This is a genomic window from Paraburkholderia sp. SIMBA_053, assembly GCF_046534895.1.
Classification (GTDB): domain Bacteria; phylum Pseudomonadota; class Gammaproteobacteria; order Burkholderiales; family Burkholderiaceae; genus Paraburkholderia; species Paraburkholderia caledonica.
The window spans coordinates 272,122-289,184 of record NZ_JAWRXU010000006.1; the positions used below are offsets into that span (position 1 = coordinate 272,122).

General features: G+C 62.4%; 16 protein-coding genes. 8 read left to right on the forward strand and 8 right to left on the reverse strand.

Translation table 11 applies throughout. The features are described 5' to 3' along the window. Window positions 1–39: 39 nt before the first annotated feature. Window positions 40–582 (reverse strand): response regulator transcription factor, encoded by a 543-nt coding sequence (locus SB753_RS20705; RefSeq protein ID WP_007179684.1) that lies wholly within the window; start codon window positions 580–582, stop codon window positions 40–42. Then, a complete protein-coding gene (locus tag SB753_RS20710; RefSeq protein WP_410801578.1) occupies window positions 579–1,889 on the reverse strand; it encodes an ATP-binding protein in 1,311 nt (436 codons plus the stop codon). The genes SB753_RS20705 and SB753_RS20710 overlap by 4 nt, the downstream gene beginning before the upstream one ends. 109 nt (window positions 1,890–1,998) lie before the next feature. Here SB753_RS20710 and SB753_RS20715 point away from each other — a divergent pair, with 109 nt between their 5' ends. Further along, window positions 1,999–3,621 carry a tetratricopeptide repeat protein gene (locus SB753_RS20715; protein ID WP_410801580.1) on the forward strand — a complete coding sequence of 541 codons (1,623 nt, stop codon included), beginning with the start codon at window positions 1,999–2,001 and terminating at the stop codon, window positions 3,619–3,621. Window positions 3,622–3,690: 69 nt separating this feature from the next. Here SB753_RS20715 and SB753_RS20720 read toward each other — a convergent pair whose 3' ends face one another. Next, a complete protein-coding gene (locus tag SB753_RS20720; protein WP_410801582.1) occupies window positions 3,691–3,915 on the reverse strand; it encodes a cysteine-rich CWC family protein in 225 nt (74 codons plus the stop codon). 261 nt (window positions 3,916–4,176) lie between these two features. Here SB753_RS20720 and argB point away from each other — a divergent pair, with 261 nt between their 5' ends. The 7 genes from argB to SB753_RS20755 all read left to right on the forward strand — a co-directional run bounded on the left by argB (window position 4,177) and on the right by SB753_RS20755 (window position 11,429). Continuing rightward, window positions 4,177–5,076 (forward strand): acetylglutamate kinase, encoded by a 900-nt coding sequence (argB, locus tag SB753_RS20725; protein ID WP_013337747.1) that lies wholly within the window; start codon window positions 4,177–4,179, stop codon window positions 5,074–5,076. Between the two features lie 127 nt (window positions 5,077–5,203). Then, window positions 5,204–6,007 carry a pyrimidine 5'-nucleotidase gene (locus SB753_RS20730; RefSeq protein ID WP_410801584.1) on the forward strand — a complete coding sequence of 268 codons (804 nt, stop codon included), beginning with the start codon at window positions 5,204–5,206 and terminating at the stop codon, window positions 6,005–6,007. Further along, the gene (gene slmA, locus SB753_RS20735; RefSeq protein ID WP_410801586.1) at window positions 5,974–6,654 is read left to right on the forward strand and encodes a nucleoid occlusion factor SlmA; all 681 of its coding nucleotides are present in this window, start codon (window positions 5,974–5,976) and stop codon (window positions 6,652–6,654) included. The genes SB753_RS20730 and slmA overlap by 34 nt, the downstream gene beginning before the upstream one ends. Before the next feature lie 335 nt (window positions 6,655–6,989). Further along, a complete protein-coding gene (locus SB753_RS20740) occupies window positions 6,990–8,135 on the forward strand; it encodes a homoserine O-succinyltransferase MetX (RefSeq protein ID WP_087752304.1) in 1,146 nt (381 codons plus the stop codon). Beyond that, window positions 8,132–8,740 carry a methionine biosynthesis protein MetW gene (gene metW, locus SB753_RS20745; RefSeq protein ID WP_020067251.1) on the forward strand — a complete coding sequence of 203 codons (609 nt, stop codon included), beginning with the start codon at window positions 8,132–8,134 and terminating at the stop codon, window positions 8,738–8,740. Before SB753_RS20740 ends, metW begins: the two co-directional genes overlap by 4 nt. A 14-nt stretch (window positions 8,741–8,754) precedes the next feature. Beyond that, a complete protein-coding gene (locus SB753_RS20750; protein WP_020067252.1) occupies window positions 8,755–10,149 on the forward strand; it encodes an AmpG family muropeptide MFS transporter in 1,395 nt (464 codons plus the stop codon). Next, window positions 10,146–11,429 (forward strand): M48 family metalloprotease, encoded by a 1,284-nt coding sequence (locus tag SB753_RS20755; protein ID WP_410801588.1) that lies wholly within the window; start codon window positions 10,146–10,148, stop codon window positions 11,427–11,429. The genes SB753_RS20750 and SB753_RS20755 overlap by 4 nt, the downstream gene beginning before the upstream one ends. Before the next feature lie 89 nt (window positions 11,430–11,518). On the opposite strand, the gene SB753_RS20760 is transcribed toward SB753_RS20755, so the two are convergent. The 5 genes from SB753_RS20760 to gatC all read right to left on the reverse strand — a co-directional run bounded on the left by SB753_RS20760 (window position 11,519) and on the right by gatC (window position 16,815). Continuing rightward, window positions 11,519–12,298, reverse strand: coding sequence for an exodeoxyribonuclease III (locus SB753_RS20760; RefSeq protein ID WP_020067255.1), 780 nt, complete (start codon window positions 12,296–12,298; stop codon window positions 11,519–11,521). A 56-nt stretch (window positions 12,299–12,354) separates the two neighbouring features. Then, window positions 12,355–13,191: a PPK2 family polyphosphate kinase gene (locus SB753_RS20765; protein ID WP_310355325.1), complete on the reverse strand. Its 837-nt coding sequence runs from the start codon at window positions 13,189–13,191 to the stop codon at window positions 12,355–12,357. A 175-nt stretch (window positions 13,192–13,366) separates the two neighbouring features. Then, window positions 13,367–14,842: an Asp-tRNA(Asn)/Glu-tRNA(Gln) amidotransferase subunit GatB gene (gene gatB, locus SB753_RS20770; RefSeq protein WP_392392781.1), complete on the reverse strand. Its 1,476-nt coding sequence runs from the start codon at window positions 14,840–14,842 to the stop codon at window positions 13,367–13,369. A 5-nt stretch (window positions 14,843–14,847) separates the two neighbouring features. Next, window positions 14,848–16,335, reverse strand: coding sequence for an Asp-tRNA(Asn)/Glu-tRNA(Gln) amidotransferase subunit GatA (gene gatA, locus SB753_RS20775; protein ID WP_410801590.1), 1,488 nt, complete (start codon window positions 16,333–16,335; stop codon window positions 14,848–14,850). 180 nt (window positions 16,336–16,515) lie between these two features. Further along, window positions 16,516–16,815, reverse strand: coding sequence for an Asp-tRNA(Asn)/Glu-tRNA(Gln) amidotransferase subunit GatC (gene gatC / locus SB753_RS20780; RefSeq protein WP_020067259.1), 300 nt, complete (start codon window positions 16,813–16,815; stop codon window positions 16,516–16,518). Window positions 16,816–17,063 lie beyond the last annotated feature (248 nt).

The following is a 17,063-nucleotide window of genomic DNA, read 5'->3' on the forward strand; positions in this document are numbered from 1 at the left end:
CCCGTTTTCTTTTACACAATATCAGCGATAAAGCCGCGCTTACTGCTTGACTGGCCGCTTCGCGAGTTTGCGTTGCAACGTCCGCCGATGCATGTTCAAAGCGCGCGCGGTGGCCGAGATATTGCCGCCATGCTCGGCGAGCACGCGTTGAATATGCTCCCACTCGAGCCGCGCGACAGACAACGGCGTGGGGTGCTCGATCGCCTCTTCCGCCTGCAACGCGCTTGCCTCGCTTTGCAGCGCCGACAGAATCGTTTCGACGTTGGCAGGCTTTGCCAGATAGTTATCCGCACCGTCTTTCACCGCTTGCACCGCGGTGGCGATGCTCGCATAGCCCGTCAGCACCAGCATGCGAGCGTCGGGCTGCAAATCGCGTAGCGGTGCGACAAGCGTGAGGCCGGAGTCGTTGCCGAGGTGCAGGTCCACCGTGATCTGACTGAATTTTTGCTGGTTTGCCAGCTTGATCGCTTCGTCCGCGTTGTGCGCTTCGCTCACGGTGTACCCGCGACGCGTCAGGCCACGTGCGAGGATGCCGGAGAACACCTCGTCGTCGTCGATCACCAGAAAATTCATTTCGCTCATGCCTGTTTCTCCGTGTTGGATGGTGCGGCGCCTTGACGGCCCGTGCCGGATATTTTTCGCTCGGTGAGCGGCAACCGCAAAACCGCACGCGTGCCACGCGGCTTGATCGAACTGACGTCGGTCAATTCGATCGAGCCTTTGAGGCGCGCCGCCGCCGAAAAAGCCAGATACAAGCCGACGCCGTGGCCGCCCTGCGTGCTCTCGACCGGCACCGCGCCGAGCGAGCCGCGCAGCGCGGCCGGAATGCCGGCGCCGGCGTCGCATACTTCGAATTCGACCTGATCGCCGCGCGCCGTCAACGCGCACGACAGGGTCACGTGATCGCGGCTCGCACGCGCGGCGTTGTCGAGCAGAATCGTCAGAATCTGGCTGACGGCAACCGTGTCGTCGAGGCTGACATCGGCGGGCGGCGTGCCGATCCGCTCGAACTTCACATGCGGATGGCGCAAGCGCCACTGCTCGGCAAACGACTCGAGCCATTCGTCGACAGGCTGACGGTTCGTCGCGGTCGTTGCGCGGCTGCGCAACCTGGCAAGCGCCGACGTGCACAGACCCATTTGCTGTTCGAGCAATTCGAGATCGGCCTTGTACGGCGCGAGCCCTTTATCGGTTCGTGCCGCGTCGCGCAGTTCTTCGGACAGCATCGCAATTGTAGACAGAGGCGTGCCGATTTCGTGAGCGACGGTAGCGGCCTGCACGCCAAGCGCGACCGCGCGTTCGTCGTGAAGCAAGCGCTGCTGCGCTTCTCCGAGCGCTGCGTCACGTAGCCGCAGGGCTCGCGACATGCGCGCGACGAACCATGCAATCAGACCGACGCTCACCATGAAGTTGACCCACATGCCGGCGCGATAGTAGTCGAACAGGTTCGCGGGGTTGTCGAGATTCAACGGCACCGAGTCGAAGCCGAGCACCGCGTAACAGGCCACGGCGAATGCGGCGAGCCACGCCATCAGTTGCCACGGCAGAACAGCGGCGGCGATGGCGAGCGACGGCAGGTACAGCGAAACAAACGGATTGGTCGTGCCGCCAGATAAAAACAGCAACGCGGACAACGCGCCGAGATCGACCCAGATCTGACCGAACAGTTCCATGTTCGACTCGGGCCGCTGCTGGGCGACGCGCCACCACGTGAGTCCGTTGAAGAGCACTTCGAGTGAGATGACCAGCAGCATGGCCGGCAACGGCAAATGCACGCCGATAAAGATCTGCACGAACGCGATTGTCAGTAACTGACCGATGATCGCGAGGCTGCGCAGCCAGAACAAATGGCCCAGATTGACCCGACCCGTGTTGGTTATACGATGCATGACTTCAGTTTACCTGTTCGGACGCTTCCGAATCATCTCGCTGCTGCACGGCGATACCATAGCTTTCCTTGTTAGCGCGCGGAGCCGGTCGTTCGGCAGCCAATTATCCATGGTCACCTCTGACATGTCGTCAGCTTTCCTTAACTTCATGCGGCAAGCCGCCACAGCCCGCAAGAACGGCGCTGCGGAATCCGAAGCGCAATGGCTCGACGCCGCGGCGCAACTCCACTCTCTCGACAACGCGTCGCTCGCCTCGCTCATCCACGCTTTGATCGAGCAGCAACGCCACGACGACGCAATCGAACTGGCCGCCATTATTGCGCAACTCGAAGCAAGCAACGCCGACGCGCATTTTCGTCTCGGCTACGCATTGCAAATGGCGAACCGTCACGACGAAGCGATCGCTCCATATCGCCGCGCGCTCGCACTGAACCCCTCATTGCCGTCGCTCCGCTGCAATCTCGCCGGCGCACTTGCGGTCACGCACGGCGAGCTGAGCGAACAGATTCAGCTGCTCGAAGATACGCTCCAGGATCAACCTGACGACGGCAACAGCTGGACCAACCTGTCGAACGCTTATCGCAACAATATGGATGTACCTCGCGCGCTTGAAGCGGGCGCGCGAGCCGTCCAGTGCGCACCGCTTAGTCCCCTCGCCCACAACAACTATGCGCTGGCGCTACGTGAAGCGCAACGCTGGGCCGAGGCGGCACAAGCCTCGCAAACCGCTTGCGCGCTCGCGCCCACTGACGCCAGCATGCGTTTGAACCTCGCGATGCTGCAACTCATGAGCGGCGATTATGCGAACGGCTGGCAGTCGCATGAAGCGCGCTGGAGCGGTTCGTCCGAACTGCGCGGCAATCGTCCTGCGCTGCCCGCGGCCACCTGGCGCGGCGAGCCGCTTGCGGGCAAAACGCTGCTAGTGTGGGGCGAGCAAGGCATGGGCGATGTGTTGCAGTTCAGCCGCTACATTCCGATGCTGGCCGAGCATGTGCATCGCGAAGGCGGCCGCCTCGCATGGAATTCGTTTCCGCAAATGGGCGCCTTGCTCGCCCGCAGTCTCGGCGGGCATGTCGACCACTACTCGGCGGGCGGCGACGTCGAATCGCTGCCGCCTTTCGACTTCGAGATTCCTTTGATGAGCCTGCCGTTGATCTTCGGCACGCGCGAGGCGACCATTCCCACCACCACGCCTTACCTGTATGCGGACCGCGCTGCCGTGCAGCGCTGGCAGCAACGGCTTGCCGGCGAGTCGAGGCTCAGGGTAGGACTCACGTGGACCGGCAGCCATGGTCATCAGCGCAATCCGTTCCGGCGGGTGGGCTGGGAACGCTATGCGAAGCACTTTGGCGGCATTCAGAACGTAGCGTTCTATTCGTTGCAACCCGGTGCCGCTGCCGATGTCGGCGCGGCAACCGCCGCAGGCCTGCCGCTTACCGACTACACCGCCGAATTTTCGACTTTCGACGACACAGCCGCCTTTGTCGGCGGGCTCGATCTTGTTATCAGCGTTTGCACGTCGGCTGCGCATCTGAGCGGCGCGCTCGGACAGCGCACATGGGTGCTGCTCGACGTCAATCCGCACTGGGTCTGGCTGACCGGTCGCCGCGACAGTCCGTGGTATCCCGGCGCGACGCTGTACCGGCAGGAAGAATTCGGCAACTGGGATCCGGTGCTCCAGGCGGTGGCCCGCGACCTCAATGCGCTCGCTACCCGGCGCCGCGCGGCCTGACGGGCCACTGAAGCCAGCCGCGGCTCCGCCCGCAGCCCGGCGACGGTCGCGGCGCCTGTCACGGCAGCGTCACGGCAAATTGGCGCCCGGCTCGGCCTGGGCCGCTCTCGCAATCTCCGCTACGAGACATTCCGGGCAAAGGCAACGTCCGGCCGGGTCCAGCCGGTCGCGCGGCAGTGCGGGCATTTCGCGGCACCAACAGTCGAAAGGCTCTGCATGCATTGCGCAGTCGAACGCGTTACCGCAGCGCGGGCAACGCGCGCTGCCTTGCGGGCGGGTAGCAGATGGTTTCATGGCAGGCAGATGGCCCCGCGAAGCATCGACGAGCCAATAATGCCACGGCCGGCGTCCGGCCGTGAGTCGTCCATTCGGCTAGTTCACAGGTGCGCGCGAGGCGCGGTACGCTTGGTCGTCGGCTGGCGCTGCAAACGCCGCTTGCGCCGGGCGCAAACACCGGCTGCGTGCCGCGAGCGCGCGTGTCGAAAACCCTGTTGCAGCGCGCCAGTCCTGTACAATTCGCCGTGTTTTAACTGTTCCGTGCCCGAGCCTGCCGCCATGTCCGAGCTTCCCGACCTTTCGCAGATTGCGCCCACCCTGAAGGCTGAAATCCTGGCCGAGGCGCTGCCTTACATTCGCCAGTATCACGGTAAGACCGTGGTTATCAAATACGGCGGCAACGCCATGACGGAGGAGCGGCTGAAGCAGGGATTTGCGCGCGACGTCATTTTGCTGAAGCTGGTCGGCATCAATCCGGTCATCGTGCACGGCGGCGGTCCGCAAATCGACCAGGCGCTGAAGAAAGTCGGCAAGCAGGGCACGTTCATTCAAGGCATGCGCGTCACCGACGAAGAGACGATGGAAGTCGTCGAATGGGTGCTCGGCGGCGAAGTGCAGCAGGACATCGTTACGCTGATCAACCACTTCGGCGGTCACGCGGTCGGTCTGACCGGCAAGGACGGCGGCCTGATCCACGCGCGCAAGATGCTGATGCCCGACCGTGACAATCCCGGTCAGTACGTCGACATTGGCCAGGTGGGCGAAGTCGAAGCCATCAACCCCGCGGTTGTAAAGGCGCTGCAGGACGACGCATTCATTCCGGTGATCTCGCCAATTGGTTTCGGCGAAGACGGCCTGTCGTACAACATCAACGCCGACCTCGTCGCGGGCAAACTGGCGGTCGTGCTGAACGCCGAAAAGCTCGTGATGATGACGAACATCCCCGGCGTGATGGACAAAGAAGGCAATCTGCTCACCGACCTGTCAGCGCGCGAAATCGACGGCCTGTTTGCCGACGGCACGATCTCCGGCGGCATGCTGCCGAAAATCTCGTCGGCGCTTGACGCGGCCAAGAGCGGCGTGCGCTCGGTGCATATTATCGACGGGCGTATCGAGCATTCGGTGCTGCTGGAAATTCTCACCGAGCAGCCGTTCGGCACAATGATCCGCTCGCATTGATTGCTGTCCCCCGCCCGGCACATAAGGCACGCCAAACCGGCGCGCCTTGTGTGCACTGCGGCAACAATCCGGCAACGTATGGCCGCCGCGCGCAGCAACTGCTCCGGCCTGAACGGCCCTACTGACCATGCGCACTCCAACTTCCCGACGCCGCCGTCCGCATATCGGGGGCGGCCGTCCGGTCTGGCTGTTCGATCTCGACAACACGCTGCACCATGCGTCGCACGCCATCTTCCCTGCAATCAATCAGGCGATGACGCAGTACATCATCGACGCGCTCCAGGTCGAGCTCGACGAAGCCAACCGTCTGCGCACCGGCTACACGGAGCGCTACGGCGCTGCGCTGCTGGGTCTCACGCGCCATCATCCACTCGACGCAAGCGACTTCCTGAAGGTCGTGCACACGTTCCCCGATCTCGGCTCTATGGTCCGGCACGAGCGCGGCGTGGCGCGTCTCGTTGCGGCGCTGCCGGGGCGCAAGATCGTGCTGACCAATGCGCCTGAAGCGTACGCGCGCGCGGTGCTGGCGCAGCTTCGTATCGAGCGTCTGTTCGAGCAGGTAATCGCCATCGAGCACATGCGCGACCGGCGCCGCTGGCGCGCAAAACCCGACCACGCGATGTTGCGCAAGGCCATGCGTGACGCTCGTGTGTCGCTGAAAGACGTGATCCTCGTCGAAGACACGCGTTCGCACCTGAAGAACTACCGGCGCCTCGGCATCCGCACCGTATGGATCACCGGCCATCTGCCGCGTAAGCCTCATGCGGACGGCGTGCCCACGCGGCTACCGGGTACAGGCCGGCCGCACTATGTCGATCGCAGCATTCGTTCGTTAAAATCGCTACGACTGAGCACCCGCTCGGTTCGAGTGAAGCGCCAGCAGACGGGACGACAGCCATGCAGCCGATCGACAAGCCTGACGAAGCCCTAGCCGAACACGAACCCGCCGCGCCCGCTGCACCCCGCGGGCAGCGCCTGAAACCGGGCGAGCGCCGCGTGCATATTCTCCAGACGCTCGCCTCCATGCTTGAGGCGCCAAAGAGCGAAAAAATCACCACGGCTGCGCTTGCGGCAAGGCTCGGCGTGTCCGAAGCCGCGCTTTATCGGCACTTTGCCAGCAAGGCGCAAATGTTCGAAGGGCTAATCGAGTTCATCGAGCAGACCATCTTCGGATTGATCAATCAGATTGTCGACAGGGAAGAGAGCGGTGTGCTGCAGGCGCGCGCAATCGCATTGATGCTGCTGAATTTCTCCGCGAAAAATCCTGGCATGACCCGGGTACTCACATGCGAGGCGCTGGTCGGCGAACATGAGCGGCTGACCGTGCGCGTCAATCAGATGCTCGAGCGCGTGGAAGCTTCGTTGAAGCAATGTCTGCGCTTAGCTGCAACGAACGCCGGTGCAGCCGCTCAAGACGCGCCGTCGCCGGTGCCCGCCCCGGCCGATTACGATCCGGCCGTGAGAGCAAGCCTGCTGCTCAGCTATATCATCGGCCGCTGGCACCGGTTCGTTCGCAGCGGCTTCGTGCGTATGCCGGCCGCCGACGCGGATTCCCAATTACGAGTGATCCTTCAGTAGTCCGCTGAAGAAGGCGCGCCACGGGGTGTCAGACGCTGCCGCGCGAGATTTTCCGCTATACTTTGCGCCTGATCGCGGCCCTGATTGTCTCCGGAAATCGCTTCCCAGCTTCTAATGCCGCGCTTCAGAACACGTCTAATACGTGTGTGAATTCCTGTTGTGAAAGCCTAGTACGCGCCGATTTGCTGACTCGATTGCGGGCGCGCGAACCAGTGGAAGTTTCCGCGGTTCACTATAAATGCGGCTAAAGAGGTCGTCAGCCGCGCACAAGTCTTTCTCCTCCGTGCTTTGCCGACGCCGTCTAGCCGCCCTGTCTTTGTCAAATGGCGGAATGAATGGAATCGATCGGTATCGTCGCTCCACAAAAAATGCATTTCACCGAGCCGTTGCGTCTGCAAAACGGCAGCTCGCTCGCCAGCTACGACCTGATGGTCGAGACCTATGGCACGCTCAACGCTGCGCGCAGCAATGCGGTACTCGTGTGTCACGCGCTGAACGCCTCGCATCATGTTGCGGGCGTCTATGCGGACAATCCGAAGGACATCGGCTGGTGGGACAACATGGTCGGCCCCGGCAAGCCGCTCGACACCAATAAGTTCTTCGTGATCGGCGTGAACAACCTCGGCTCGTGCTTCGGCTCGACGGGTCCCATGAGCATCGATCCTGCAACCGGCAATCCGTACGGCGCGACGTTCCCCGTGGTCACGGTGGAAGACTGGGTCAACGCCCAGGCGCGCGTCGCGGATCAGTTCGGCATTACACGCTTTGCCGCTGTGATGGGCGGCAGCTTGGGCGGCATGCAGGCACTCGCGTGGAGCATGATGTATCCGGAGCGGGTCGGGCATTGCATCGTGGTGGCGTCGACGCCCAAGTTGTCGGCGCAAAACATCGCGTTCAACGAGGTGGCGCGCTCGGCGATCCTGTCGGATCCCGACTTCCACGGCGGCAACTACTACGCGCATAACGTGAAGCCGAAACGCGGCTTACGTGTCGCACGAATGATCGGCCACATCACGTATCTGTCGGACGACGACATGGCCGAAAAATTCGGCCGGTCGCTGCGCCGCGCCGAGGGCGCGCTCGACGCATACAACTTCAATTTCGACGTTGAGTTCGAGGTGGAGTCGTATCTGCGCTATCAGGGCGACAAGTTCGCCGACTACTTCGACGCCAACACCTATCTACTGATCACACGCGCGCTCGATTACTTCGATCCGGCCAAAGCCTTCGAAGGAGATCTGACAGCGGCCGTTGCCCATACAACGGCGAAGTATCTGATCGCGAGCTTCACAACCGACTGGCGTTTCGCGCCGGCCCGTTCACGCGAACTCGTGAAGGCGCTGCTCGATCACAAGCGCACCGTCACCTACGCGGAAATCGACGCGCCGCACGGTCACGACGCCTTCCTGCTCGACGATGCGCGCTATCACAACCTGATGCGCGCCTACTACGAACGCATTGCGAACGAGGTGAACGCATGAACCAGCGAGCTCTGGACTATCTGGCGCTGCGCCCGGACTTTCGCGCGATCGCCCGCTGGGTCGAACCGCGCGCCACGGTGCTTGATCTCGGCTGCGGCGACGGCTCGCTGTTGTCGCTGCTCACCGAGGAACTGGACGTGCAAGGCTATGGCATCGAGATCAACGACGCCGGCGTACTGGCCGCGACGCAAAACGGCGTCAACGTGATCCAGCAGAATCTGGAAGACGGCCTGCGCCTCTTCGAAGACGGCAGCTTCGACTTCGCGGTTCTGTCGCAGACACTGCAAACCATTCATCAGACCGCCGCGATTTTGCGCGAGACCGTGCGGGTCGGCCGGGAATGTATCGTGTCGTTCCCGAACTTCGGCTACTGGGCGCACCGTCTTTCCGTGCTGCAGGGACGCATGCCGGTGTCGAAGTCACTGCCTTATCAATGGCACAACACGCCTAACGTGCGGGTGCTGACCATCAAGGACTTCGAGGCACTCGCGCCCGAAGTCGGCATCGAAATTCTGGACCGTGTGGTGCTGCACGACGGTCAGACGGTGCGATGGGGGGTGAACTGGCGTGGTAGTCTTGCGGTCTATCGCGTCAAGAAAAGCTAACGCAAGTTATCCACATGTCGAACCCGCCGCACGAGGCGCCTGCACTTACCGCTCACGAAGAACATCCCGGCTGGCGCGCGTTTTTTAATACGCGCATGCTAATCTGCGTCTTTCTCGGCTTTACGTCGGGATTGCCGCTGTTCACGCTCGTCTACCTGGTGCAGGCGTGGTTACGCTCCGAAGGCGTCAATCTGAAGGAAATCGGCCTCTTTGCGCTGATCCAGTTCCCCTACACCTGGAAATTCATCTGGGCCCCGCTGATGGACCGCTACGTCCCGCGCTTTCCGGGCTGGCGCCCGGGCAGACGGCGCGGTTGGATGCTCGTCACGCAGATTCTGGTCGCGGGGGCCATCGCAACGTTGGGCTTCGTGTCGCCGCGCGACTCGATCTGGACCGTCGCGGCATTGACGGCGCTCGTCGCATTCTTCGGCGCAAGCCAGGACATTTCGATCGACGCATACCGGCGTGAATTGCTAAGCGACACGCAGCAAGGCCTCGGCAACGCGGTGCACGTGAACGCCTACAAGATCGCAGCGCTAGTACCCGGGTCGCTCGCGCTCATTCTGTCGGATCATTTGCCGTGGACTACCGTGTTCATGGTCACTGCAGCGTTTATGGTGCCCGGTATGGTGATGACGCTCGTTGTGCGCGAACCCGAAGTGCACGGCACGCCGCCCAAGAATCTGCGCGAAGCGATCGTGCAGCCGTTCCGCGAATTCCTCGAACGTGACGGCTGGCGCGGCGCGCTGTTCGTGCTCGGCTTCATCTTTCTGTACAAGCTCGGCGACACGATGGCAACGACGTTGTCCACATCGTTCTTCCTCGATATCGGCTTCTCGCGCACGCAGATCGGCGTGATCGCGAAAACCACGGCGTTCGGCGCGAGTCTCGCGGGCGGAATCGTCGGCGGTATCTGGCTGATGAAAATTGGCATCGGGCGAGGTTTGTGGATCTTCGGCATCCTTCAGATGGTGTCGACACTCGGCTTCGCATGGCTTGCGCATCTCGGACCCGCCTCGCCCGGTTTGACGGCGGTCTATGACATCGCCGTGTGGATAAGCGAAGGTACGACGAGACTGCTCGCCTTCGTCGGCGTCGACTGGTCTGTGCAACTCGAACCGCGCTCGGTCGCGCTCGCGCTGGTCTACGGTTTCGAAACCTTCTCTACTGGTCTGACGATGGCGGCTTTCACCGCGTACATCGCCAGCACCACGGACCCGCGCTACACGGCTACCCAGTTCGCGCTCTTCACGAGTCTCGCTTCGGTGCCGCGCACGCTGGCTTCGGCGGCGAGCGGCTACGTGGTGGCCAAGATCGGCTGGTTCGACTACTTCATTGTCTGCACGGCGCTGGCCGTGCCGGGCATGCTGCTTCTGTTGCGCATTGCGCCGTGGAGAGACAGGTCGTGAAGGTGCGTCTCCCGAAGCGGTTGTTGTCGCCGGTCCCGCGCGCTGCGTGGTGCAAGGCCCGCCGCGGCGCGTTGCATGCAGCGTTGAGCCTTCTCTGTCTGAGCCTGTTGAGTGCCGCCGTGCCCTCCGGCGCCTATGCTGCCGCCGCAGCGCTCCCCCCAGCTGCGGCCCCGGCTACCGGTAACAGTGCCGCCGCCGGCACGTCCGCTAATGCAACAACGGCTGCGCCGCCGGTGCCGGTCACGAAATCCGCAGCGCCAATCGCCGGTACAGAAAACGCCACCTCCGCGACACCGGCCGCGAGCAGTGCGGCCAACGCGACACCCTCCGGGAGTGGGCAGGCCGCAGGCACGTCGCCCGGTGCATCGGCGCAACCACCCGCTATCGCGCGAACCCCGACCGCAACGTCTTCGCCCACTGGCGCGACAAAGCCCGCAGCGGGCGCGGGCGCGTCGGCGCCGTACAGCCCGAACAACCAGTTGCGCTTCGGCGGCTATCTCGTGTTCCGTAATCTGGTGCCGTCGCCGGTGCTCGAGGCGCAAGCCGCAGACGAGTTCAGCCAGATCGCGTACGGTGCGGAGCATGCAAACCGCCTCTACGGCGACACTGACGCGCACGTGACACGTGTGCGCTCGATCGTCGACAAGATGGTGCCGTACTCGCTCAAATGGAACGAGCGGGCGAAGGGCTGGAAGTGGGATGTCGCCGTGGTGCGCTCGACCGACGTTCGTATGTACTGCCTGCCGGGAGGCAAGATTGTCGTGTACGGTGGGCTGCTCGACCGCGCGCATCTGAACGACAACGAACTCGGCATGCTGATTGGCCACGAGATCGCGCATGCGCTGCGTGAGCATGCGCGGGAACGCCTCGGTCAATTGCAGGCGAGCCAGCTCAATTCGTCGGGCACGATTCCACAGCTATTCGGTCTGGCGGATCTCGGCATGGCGCCGCTCGGCATCGGCTCGCGCCTGCTCGAAATGAAGTACGAGAACACTGACGAGACCGAAGCCGACGTGATCGGCAGCGACATTGCCTCTCGCGCGGGCTTCGATCCGCGCGCGGCAGTCACGCTTTGGGACAAACTCGCTCAGGCCACGCGCAGCAATCGCGAGCAGGGCTTCATCTACGTGCACCCGTACACGCCGGCGCGCCGCGAGGACATCATCAAGCGCTTGCCCGATATGCTGCCGCTGTATGCGAAAGCCATTGGCAAGACCGTGGATGCCCTCCCGGACTACGCCGGCATGGGCCGCCCGCGCCGCAAGCTCGCGCGCGATTAAGACGGCTCGATCAATTCCGCACGCGTCCCGTCAGACGTTGCTCACGATCGAGCTACGCATGTCCAGCCGCCTGACGGCGAACGCGAATTTCACTTCTTGACGTCGTGGTCGTAGTCGACCGTCAGCGGCGCGTGGTCGCTGAACTTGATATCGCGAAACACGTCCGTGCGTTTCGCCTTGCTCGCGATGCCCGGCGTCGCGATCTGGTAGTCGATCCGCCACCCCACGTTCTTCGCATACGCCTGGCCGCGATTGCTCCACCACGTGTATTGCTCCGGACGCTGATCGAGCGTGCGGAATACGTCCACGTAACCGACTTCGTCGAAAAGCTTGGTGAGCCACGCGCGCTCTTCCGGCAGGCAACCTGAATTCTTCTGGTTGCTCTTCCAGTTCTTGATGTCGATTTCCTTGTGGACGATGTTCACGTCGCCGCACACGATCACTTCGCGCTCGCGGGCAAGCTCCGCGAGATGCGGCATGAACTCATCCATGAAACGGTATTTGGCCTGCTGGCGCTCGTCACCGCTCGACCCTGACGGCACATACACCGACACGATCGACAGCTTGCCGAAACGCAGTTCGACGTAGCGCCCTTCCGGATCGAACTCCTCGCTGCCGAAGCCAATCACGACTTCGTCCGGCTCATGACGCGTATAGACACCCGCGCCGCTATAGCCCTTCTTCACGGCGTGCTGGAAATAGCCGGTGAAGTCGTGCGGCGCGAGGAATTCCGGCGTCATGTCGTCTTGCGAACATTTGATTTCCTGCACGCAGAGCACGTCGGCATTCTGCTCGCCAAACCAGTCGAAAAAACCTTTCTTCGCCGCTGAGCGGATGCCGTTCAGGTTGGCGGTAATCACACGCAACATGTCGTTCCTTTATCTTCAATTCGTTTTTGAGATCCGTTCGGGGCGAACGGCGAAACTCACTCGACCTTGACGCCCTTCAGCGATTCTTTTGCGGGCGGATATTCGAGCTTTAGCCCTTCAAACGTACGCAACAGCAGTTCGGCGACCATCAGGTTGCGATGCGTTTTCGAGTCGGCGGGAATCACGTACCACGGCGCGTATTCGGTGGAAGTCGCGGCGAGGGCGTCGCGATACGCGGCCTGATACTTGTCCCACTGTTTGCGCGCGTCGAGATCGGAGACGTCGAATTTCCAGTGCTTCGTCGGGTCGTCGATCCGCGCTTGCAGGCGCGCGCGCTGTTCGTCTTTCGAAATATGCAGCATGCACTTGACGATTGTCGTGCAACTGTCGGCGAGCAATTCCTCGAACTGGCGAATGTGTCGGCTGCGCACCTGGAACGCGTCCTTGTCGAGCTCGCCGAGGACAGTCGGGACCAACAGGTCTTCGTAGTGGCTGCGATTGAAGATAGTTAGCTCGCCGGCAGCAGGCGCCTGCCAATGGACGCGCCAAAGGAAATCATGCGCGAATTCCACGGGCGTCGGCGCCTTGAACGGCACAATCCGCAAACCGAGCGGATCGACTTCGTGAAACACCGCGCGAATAGTGCCGTCCTTGCCGCTCGTATCCATGCCTTGAAGGACCAGCAACACGCGTCGCTTCTGCTGCGCGTGCAGGCATTCCTGCAAGCTGTCGAGCTTCGCGCCAATTTCTGACAGACGCGCGCGGTCGGTGTCTTTCGATCCCGTCGAAAAAGGCTTTGCAGCGGGATCGAAATCGTCGAGCGAAAACTTGTCGTTCTTCTTGGTCTCGAAATAAGGCACGCGGAAATCGTCGAGTTCGGGTTGCTTCGCCATCAACACACTCCGTGATCTGCGTTCAGCGGCTCGCAAAAAGCGCGGCCGCGAAATGAAACGGGCCGTTGCCTCCAACTTTCGTTTCCGGCAACAGCCCGCTGTCGCCAAAGCGCGAGCGCTTCAGCCGTATTTTCTCTTCAACTGCACTTCATTTCAGCTTGAGCCACGCTCCGGCTTACGATAGCTTTTTCTTCAGCAGTTCGTTCACCTGCGCCGGATTGGCCTTGCCCTTCGTCGCTTTCATTGCCTGGCCGATCAGCGCGTTGAACGCCTTCTCCTTGCCCGCGCGGAACTCTTCAACCGACTTCTGGTTCGCAGCGAGCACTTCGTCGATGATCGCTTCAAGCGCGCCCGTGTCGGAAATCTGCTTCAAACCCTTCGCTTCGATGATGCGGTCGGCGGCGCCTTCGTCTGTGGCCTTCTCCTCCCAGATCGCGAGGAAGATTTCCTTTGCGATCTTGTTGGAGATCGTGCCGTCTGCAATGCGCTGCAGCAGCAATGCCAGTTGCGCGGACGACACAGGGCAGTCCGCCATATCGAGGCCTTCGCGATTCAGTTGCGACGACACCTCGCCCATCAGCCAGTTCGCCGCGACCTTGGCGTTGCCCGCACCGAGCTTGACGACTACCGCTTCGTAATACGCGGCCATTGCCTTGCTCGACGTGAGCACGTTCGCGTCGTACGGCGTGAGACCGTATTGCGACACGAAGCGCTGCTGGATCGCTTCGGGCAACTCCGGCATTTCGCTCTTCACGCGCGCGACCCACGCTGCGTCGACCACGAGCGGCATGAGATCGGGATCGGGGAAATAGCGGTAATCGTGCGCGTCTTCCTTGCTGCGCATGGAACGCGTTTCACGCTTATCCGGATCGTATAGACGCGTTTCCTGCACCACCGTCCCGCCGTCTTCGATCAGTTCGATCTGACGGCGCACCTCGTACTGGATCGCTTCTTCCAGAAAGCGGAACGAGTTGAGGTTCTTGATCTCGGCTCGCGTGCCGAACTCCGCCTGACCCACCGGACGCACCGACACGTTCGCGTCGCAACGGAACGACCCTTCCTGCATGTTCCCGTCGCAGATGCCGAGCCAGGTCACGAGCGTATGCAGCGTTTTTGCGTATGCGACGGCTTCTGCCGCGCTGCGCATTTCAGGCTCGGTGACGATTTCGAGCAGCGGCGTGCCCGCGCGATTCAGGTCGATGCCCGTCATGCCCGCGAAGTCTTCGTGCAGCGACTTGCCTGCGTCTTCTTCCAGATGCGCCCGGGTGAGATTGACGACCTTCGAATACGCTTCCTTACCCGCTTTCTCGTTGGCCGGCACCTGAATCGTCACCTGGCCGCCCTGCACGACGGGAATTTCGTACTGACTGATCTGATAGCCCTTCGGCAGATCGGGATAAAAATAATTCTTGCGCGCGAAGATGCTGCGCGGCGCGACCGTTGCACCGATTGCGAGGCCGAACTGGATTGCGCGTTCTACAGCGCCGCGGTTCATCACCGGCAACGTGCCCGGCAACGCGAGATCGACAGGGCTCGCCTGCGTGTTGGGCGCGGCGCCGAATTGCGTCGGGGAGCCCGAGAAAATCTTCGATTGCGTGGACAGCTGCGCGTGGGTCTCCAGACCGATCACGACTTCCCATTGCTTGGTCATGGTGCTCACACTCCTGCCGGTGCTTTACGGTGCCAGTCGGTCGCGCGCTGGAACGCGTCGGCCACCTGCAGCATCCGGGCTTCATTGAAATAGTTGCCGATGATCTGCAATCCCACGGGGCGCTGCGCGTTCGCGCCCGCGCCGAAGCCGCACGGCACGCTCATGCCGGGCAAACCGGCGAGGCTCACCGACAGCGTGTAGACGTCGGCGAGATACATCTGCACCGGGTCGTCGCCCTTCGCGCCCAGATCCCACGCCACCGACGGCGCGACCGGTCCCATGATCACGTCGCACTGCTTGAACGCTTCCTGGAAGTCCTGCGCGATGATGCGGCGGATTTTCTGCGCCTGCAGGTAGTACGCGTCGTAATACCCGTGCGACAACACGTAAGCGCCGACCATGATGCGACGTTTAACTTCCGGACCGAAACCTTCAGCCCGCGACTTCTTGTACATGTCGAGCAGATCGCGATATTCCGCGGCGCGATGGCCAAAGCGCACGCCGTCGAAACGCGACAGGTTCGACGACGCCTCCGCCGGCGCGATCACGTAGTAGACCGGGATCGACAGCTCGGTTTTCGGCAACGACACTTCGACGAGCGTTGCGCCGAGTGCTTCGTATTCCTTCAACGTCGCGTCGATAGAAGCGCGCACGTCGTCGGCGAGACCCGCGCCGAAATACTCTTTCGGCAGGCCGATGCGCAGACCGGCGAGCGGCTTGCCGGCGCCGTCCTGTTTCCACGGCTGGCCGAGATAGCGCGTGTAGTCTTCGTCGTCGCGCACGAGGCTCGTCGAATCGCGCTCGTCGAAGCCGGCCATGGCGTTGAGCAGCGTGGCGCAATCGGCGGCGCTTTGCGCCATCGGGCCGCCCTGATCCAACGACGACGCAAACGCGATCATGCCGTAGCGCGACACGCGGCCGTACGTAGGCTTGATGCCGGTGATGCCCGAGAACGACGCCGGCTGACGGATCGAGCCGCCGGTGTCGGTGCCGGTCGCGGCAGGCGCGAGGCGCGCGGCGACCGCCGCCGCAGAACCGCCCGACGAGCCGCCCGGCACGGCCTGACGATCCCACGGGTTTTGTACGGGACCAAAGTACGAATTTTCGTTGGACGAGCCCATCGCGAATTCGTCCATGTTGGTCTTGCCCACGCAAACCATGCCCGCCTTCTGCAGACGCTCGACCACCGTTGCGTCGAACGGACTTTCGTAGTTCGACAACATTTTCGAGCCGGCAGTGGAGCGCCAGCCCTTGGTGACGAACACGTCTTTGTGCGCGATGGGCAGGCCGGTCAGCGGACCGCCGTGGCCCGCGTGAAGCAGTGCGTCCGCGGCCTTCGCCTGCGCGAGCGTCAGGTCCGCGTCGACCTGAATGAAAGCGTTCAGGCTATTGGCCGCGTCGATGCGCTTGAGATAAAGCTGCGCCAGTTCGACGGCGGAGCATTCCTTCGCTGCCAGTGCGGCGCGCAGTTCGGTCAGACTTTTTTCATGCATTGCGTTTTGTCCTGGAAAGCGCGGCAGCGCGGATCACGCTGCCGTGTAGGCGTTCGATTGCGCGCCGGCGAGCCCGGCCGGGTGTGGGCTCCCAGCAGCACCCGCGAGGGCCGCCCGGAAAACGGCATGCTGTTTTCCGGCGCGCTGCCCGCGGGCCGCGCGGCGCTCGCCACGCGGGTCTTACTCGATCACCTTCGGCACGAGATACAAACCGTCCTGCACGGCCGGCGCAGGACGCTGAAAAGCTTCGCGCTCGATCGTTTCGGTCACCACGTCGTCGCGCAGGCGCAGCGCGACGTCTTCGATCTGTTCGATCGGATGGGCAAGCGGCGCGATGCCTGTGGTATCGACCGCCTGCATCTGCTCGACGAGGCCAAAAAAGTCGTTGAGCTGGGCAAGCGTGTGTTCGGCGTCGGCGTCGGCCAGTTCGAGCCGCGCAAGATGCGCGATGCGCTTAACATCGGTCAGGGTCAAAGCCATGCAGTCACCGGAAAAAGTGGCAGACCGCCGCAGCGCGAAAAGAGCGCTGCGACAGTGGGTTACGACGCGGGAGGATGACCTCGAAAAAGGGGCCAGCGGCGGCAAAAAGTGCCGTCCGTTTCCTTCAAAACATCCAAAATTATAAGGTATCATTACGCGTTCGACCCAAACCCGGACCGACTTACCAAGGCCTTTCTGGACAATTCGTAAAGATAGTTCGGATATTTCTGACTCGGCCTTGCTTCGGC

Bases quoted from the DNA above. Each gene is read 5' to 3' on its own strand.
- SB753_RS20705 (WP_007179684.1), bottom strand. From the start codon at position 582: ATGAGCGAAATGAATTTTCTGGTGATCGACGACGACGAGGTGTTCTCC.
- SB753_RS20710 (WP_410801578.1), bottom strand. From the start codon at position 1,889: ATGCATCGTATAACCAACACGGGTCGGGTCAATCTGGGCCATTTGTTC.
- SB753_RS20715 (WP_410801580.1), top strand. From the start codon at position 1,999: ATGGTCACCTCTGACATGTCGTCAGCTTTCCTTAACTTCATGCGGCAA.
- SB753_RS20720 (WP_410801582.1), bottom strand. From the start codon at position 3,915: ATGAAACCATCTGCTACCCGCCCGCAAGGCAGCGCGCGTTGCCCGCGC.
- argB (WP_013337747.1), top strand. From the start codon at position 4,177: ATGTCCGAGCTTCCCGACCTTTCGCAGATTGCGCCCACCCTGAAGGCT.
- SB753_RS20730 (WP_410801584.1), top strand. From the start codon at position 5,204: ATGCGCACTCCAACTTCCCGACGCCGCCGTCCGCATATCGGGGGCGGC.
- slmA (WP_410801586.1), top strand. From the start codon at position 5,974: ATGCAGCCGATCGACAAGCCTGACGAAGCCCTAGCCGAACACGAACCC.
- SB753_RS20740 (WP_087752304.1), top strand. From the start codon at position 6,990: ATGGAATCGATCGGTATCGTCGCTCCACAAAAAATGCATTTCACCGAG.
- metW (WP_020067251.1), top strand. From the start codon at position 8,132: ATGAACCAGCGAGCTCTGGACTATCTGGCGCTGCGCCCGGACTTTCGC.
- SB753_RS20750 (WP_020067252.1), top strand. From the start codon at position 8,755: ATGTCGAACCCGCCGCACGAGGCGCCTGCACTTACCGCTCACGAAGAA.
- SB753_RS20760 (WP_020067255.1), bottom strand. From the start codon at position 12,298: ATGTTGCGTGTGATTACCGCCAACCTGAACGGCATCCGCTCAGCGGCG.
- SB753_RS20765 (WP_310355325.1), bottom strand. From the start codon at position 13,191: ATGGCGAAGCAACCCGAACTCGACGATTTCCGCGTGCCTTATTTCGAG.
- gatB (WP_392392781.1), bottom strand. From the start codon at position 14,842: ATGACCAAGCAATGGGAAGTCGTGATCGGTCTGGAGACCCACGCGCAG.
- gatA (WP_410801590.1), bottom strand. From the start codon at position 16,335: ATGCATGAAAAAAGTCTGACCGAACTGCGCGCCGCACTGGCAGCGAAG.
- gatC (WP_020067259.1), bottom strand. From the start codon at position 16,815: ATGGCTTTGACCCTGACCGATGTTAAGCGCATCGCGCATCTTGCGCGG.